6 protein-coding genes are annotated in these 3945 nt (G+C 52.0%); 3 read left to right on the top strand and 3 right to left on the bottom strand.

The genetic code is table 11. The annotated features are described in order from the left end of the window. A partial coding sequence (locus H6F80_RS00735) for a glycosyltransferase (RefSeq protein WP_190789708.1) occupies nt 1-431 on the top strand: 431 nt, incomplete at its 5' end. Nucleotides 432-435: 4 nt separating this feature from the next. Here H6F80_RS00735 and H6F80_RS00730 read toward each other — a convergent pair. Then, nucleotides 436-1317: a hypothetical protein gene (locus H6F80_RS00730; RefSeq protein ID WP_190789707.1), complete on the bottom strand. Its 882-nt coding sequence runs from the start codon at nt 1315-1317 to the stop codon at nt 436-438. Between the two features lie 50 nt (nt 1318-1367). Here H6F80_RS00730 and H6F80_RS00725 point away from each other — a divergent pair, with 50 nt between their 5' ends. Further along, nucleotides 1368-1553 carry a dienelactone hydrolase family protein gene (locus H6F80_RS00725; protein ID WP_190789710.1) on the top strand — a complete coding sequence of 62 codons (186 nt, stop codon included), beginning with the start codon at nt 1368-1370 and terminating at the stop codon, nt 1551-1553. A 44-nt stretch (nt 1554-1597) separates the two neighbouring features. On the opposite strand, the gene def is transcribed toward H6F80_RS00725, so the two are convergent. Next, entirely contained in the window at nt 1598-2128 is a 531-nt protein-coding gene (gene def / locus H6F80_RS00720) for a peptide deformylase (protein ID WP_190789706.1), read from the bottom strand. Nucleotides 2129-2246: 118 nt separating this feature from the next. Between def and H6F80_RS00715 the strand changes: the two genes are divergently transcribed. After that, a complete protein-coding gene (locus H6F80_RS00715) occupies nt 2247-2927 on the top strand; it encodes a molybdenum cofactor guanylyltransferase (RefSeq protein WP_242067096.1) in 681 nt (226 codons plus the stop codon). A 77-nt stretch (nt 2928-3004) separates the two neighbouring features. On the opposite strand, the gene H6F80_RS00710 is transcribed toward H6F80_RS00715, so the two are convergent. After that, complete coding sequence (locus H6F80_RS00710; protein ID WP_190789705.1) at nt 3005-3736, bottom strand: ferritin-like domain-containing protein; 732 nt, start codon at nt 3734-3736, stop codon at nt 3005-3007. Nucleotides 3737-3945 lie beyond the last annotated feature (209 nt).

Genomic DNA, 3945 nt, shown 5'->3' with positions numbered 1-3945 from the left:
ATCTGTATGACTCTGCTGAATACTGGGCGCAGCAGGGCGTTAGCGAAGGGTTTGGGCTTCAGCCGCTCGAAGCGATGGCTTGTGGCTGTCAGGTCTTTTCCAGCATCAACGGCGGACTGTCAGATTATCTTGACCCGGGCTTTAACTGCTATAAGATTGCCGCCCATTCGCTCAACTATGATCTTCAGCGGATTCTGGCGATCGCTCAGCAGAACCAGCCCCTCGCGCTGCCCGACACTTTCCTGGCAGAATACCGCACCGACAATATCCTCAGTCGTCTTCGGCTCATTCTCACTGAAATTAATCAGTTTTTTGATCAATCTTCTCACGGGCGATCGGTGGATGCACAAGCGATCAAAGAACTGACTCAATCTAGAATTCTGCAACTGAAGGCAAAACGGCTGTTGCAAAAGCTGCAAAAGCGACGGTAGGCAATTAACCTTGATCGATTTGCAGGCGCAGCAAAGACCCGTTTGTGGTGCTGACAATCAGATCATTTCCTTGGATGGCAATACCTAAGGGTGTGCTGTAGATGGGCTTAAATAGCTCGACGATCGCAGTCGGCTTGCCTTCAGGATCAACGCGCACGATGTGTCCGGTATTGGTCGTGACCAGCAAATTTTCAGCCTGAGCAGCCAGTTTAAACGGAATGCCGAAGCCCGCCTCGATCAGATTGACCAGAACTACGACTTCGCCCGTGGGAGAAATCTTGAGCAAGTCGCCTTTTTCATGCAGGGTGATGAATTGCCCCTGCTGCACCACCACATCGAGCGCGTTACCAAACTGCTTTAAGCTGACAAGGTTTGTAATTTGTCCCTGACGGCTTACTTGAAACAGCGCACCATCGCCAGCAATCACATCGGTGGTTCCGGCAACGATAAAGCCACTGTTATAGGTAGCCACGCCGAAGGGCGCACCGTAGGTTCCGCTAATTTCTGACATATCGGCGATCGTCTCATGCTGTCCATCGGGACTCACGCGCACCAGATAATGCACCGGATCAAAACCAGACACGGTGACAACGACACCTGAATCGGTGTGAAGCTGTTCTCCCGGCGGGGTAATCGCGCAAATGCCGAAGGGCACGCCAATTTGGGCAGTGAGAAGATTGGTGAGGACATTCACTTCCCCGATCGGGCTCACGGTCACAATTTCACCGTCTACGGTTGGCACAATTACCCGATCTTGCATTACTGCTAATCCCTGTAAACCTACCAGATTAAGGTTTTTAGCCAGGATGCTCAAGCGCACTCCATTCTCCATTTTGGGTGGCGAATTTTCATGGAGGGTGGAAGATTCGGAGGCAGTCTGACTCATGGGGAGAAGTGGAGAGGGGACAAGGGCTGAAAGCCAGCTAGGATGATTTTATACCTCCCGCTGCTATCCGTAGGCTGGAAGCCGCAATCCAGCAAGCAGGCGGCTCGATCGAATCGCACACCTATCCGAATGTGGGTCACGCTTTTTCTAATGACACGCGATCGGAGGTTTACAGCGCGAGTGCGGCTGAGAATGCTTGGAGGAAGACGGTTAGTTTTTTGACAGGGAAGCTGTGAGGGAATGGGGAAGTGAGGAGATAGAAAGCTGAGGAGATAGAGGATTAGAGGTGAAGGATGCGAGTGAGGTATTCCTGATCAGTGATGAGGTCCTGGACAGATTCGAGGCGATCGAGGAAGAATTTGCCGATGAGGTGATCGGCTTCGTGCTGAAAGATGCGGGCGGGGAAGTTGGTGAAGATTTGGCGATGGGGGTTGCCGTGGCGATCGAAATATTCGACTTCGATTTCGCGATAGCGGGGGACGAGTCCGCGAATGCCTGGAATACTGAGGCACCCTTCCCAGTCCTTAATTTGCTCTTCGCTGTGGCTCAGTAGACGGGGGTTGACCATGACGGTCGGTTCCATCTGGGGTGCGGTGGGATAGCGCGGATTGGGACGCGAAGCGACAATGAGTAGCTGGACTGAGGCAGCAACCTGCGGGGCGGCAATTCCAACGCCATTCGACTGAACCAGGGTTGCCAGCAGGCGATCGATTAGCGTCTGCATCTCTAGGCTGTGCAGATGTTCGACAGGCTGTGCAATTTGACGGAGAACAGGATTTCCCAGTTGGGAGATTTGGAGAACTTCAACCATGTTCTATGCTATGTCAATCAGAGCAGTATGCTTCTAGTGTATCGCTCGATCGAGATTTGCTTAGGGCTATTTGCTTAGAGTTATTTGCTTAAAGTTAGCTGCTGCGGGGTTTGAGGTGATGCCAATCAGCGACCGTCCCATGACAGATGATTTGTTTCAGTCTACGAGCGCGGCGTTTAATCCGATGTCTCAGTTGAGCGCGATTGTGTTAGCGGGCGGGCAAAGTTTGCGGATGGGAACTGATAAGGCACTGGTTGAGATCGAAGGACAGCCGATGCTGACGCGGGTTTGTGAGGTTGCGTTTAGCTGTACGCCGTGGGTGTATGTGGTGTCGGGCTGGAACGATCGCTATCGTTCGATTCTGGACGACCGAGTGAAGTTTGTGCAGGAGGTGGCGGTGGTGAAAGATGTCTATCCGCACGGTCCACTAGTTGGCTTTGCCCAGGGCCTTGAGCAGGTCAAAACGGAGTGGGTGCTGCTGCTGGCTTGCGATCTGCCGCAACTGAACACGGAAGGTTTATCCAGCTGGATGGAGGTGTTGCCTCGCCTCAGTTCAGATACCCTAGCGGCACTGGTGCGAAATGGCAAAGGTTGGTGGGAGCCAATGTGCGGCTTTTATCGGCGGGACTGTCTATCGAGCGTGAATGATTTTATTCAATCGGGGGGGCGATCGTTTCAACGATGGCTGGATTCTCAGAAGGTGTATGAGTTGCCTGCCTCTGACCCAGAAATGCTGTTTAACTGCAATACGCCTGCCGATGTTGAACGGTTTGAGCATCAGAAAGGGGCAGAAGAATAGCTTGTGATATTCTTGCGATTCTTCGGTTAGAAAAGAAACATCCTGCCCCAAAAAGCTTTGTTTAGGTGTGCTGGGGATTAGACGGTTAAAATCCACTTGCTGCGATTATCGGCATTCACAAACGATGATGGGACAATTTCAATGTCCATTCCCAACGATACAAATGCGGCTCGAATCGCTGTTGCATGGGAAGATTCTGTTGCGCCGATGCTAGCCCCAGCTGAAATGAGGTCGGGATTTTTGAGCTTGGCACTCTGGGTTACGTAGGCGATCGCTGCGTCAGTTTCCAGCGCGAGCGCAAGTTTGGCAATGTTGACATCAGAATCCAGATTTCCTTCCCGGCGATTGATGTAGGAGGACAAATCGTAGCTCTGCTCTGCGGTTACAGGCGTGCTGCCCAGATCGCGAATGACTTTGATTAATGTATCGCGGTGTGCCATGTGGTCTGCCTGGTTGCGCTTTGCCAGTGCCAGAACTGCCTGTCCTGTTGCGGTATTGCTCAGTTTTCCGGCAGCCGCAGTGTAGCCCCAGATCGCCTGATGCTCGTAGTAGAGCGCGCCGTTGAGAATCTCAGCGTCATGAGCTGCATCGCTCATCATTCCCGGCATCGTTTCCGACATCATCGAATTACCTGGCATCGAGTTTTGGGGCATCATCGATTGTCCCGGCATTGCTTGCCCTGAACGGGAACCCACTGTTGCCAGCCCCAGCGCGCCTGCAAACCCTGCGATCGTGCCGCTAACCAGAACATTTCGACGTGATAAGGAACGAAAACGGCGATCGGATTCGTGCGATGTATTGTTTTGCATGATGACTCCTCGCAGTGAATAAACTGCATGAAAGCTTGGATGGAAGTTTGAATAAAATTGATTGAGCAAAATCAAATCTGAAAGAGATACGGGTGACGATCGAAATTGGATGAGGGGTAATCAATTTTTTTTGCGTTCGGGTGGATGTTTTAACGGCAATTCGCGCACTGCCCTTTTGAATTCGGCCGTTCGGCAATCCACCCATCCAG

This window comes from Leptolyngbya sp. FACHB-711 (genome assembly GCF_014695615.1).
Taxonomy (GTDB): domain Bacteria; phylum Cyanobacteriota; class Cyanobacteriia; order Elainellales; family Elainellaceae; genus Leptolyngbya_A.
This window is presented reverse-complemented; position numbering and strand designations above follow the sequence as displayed.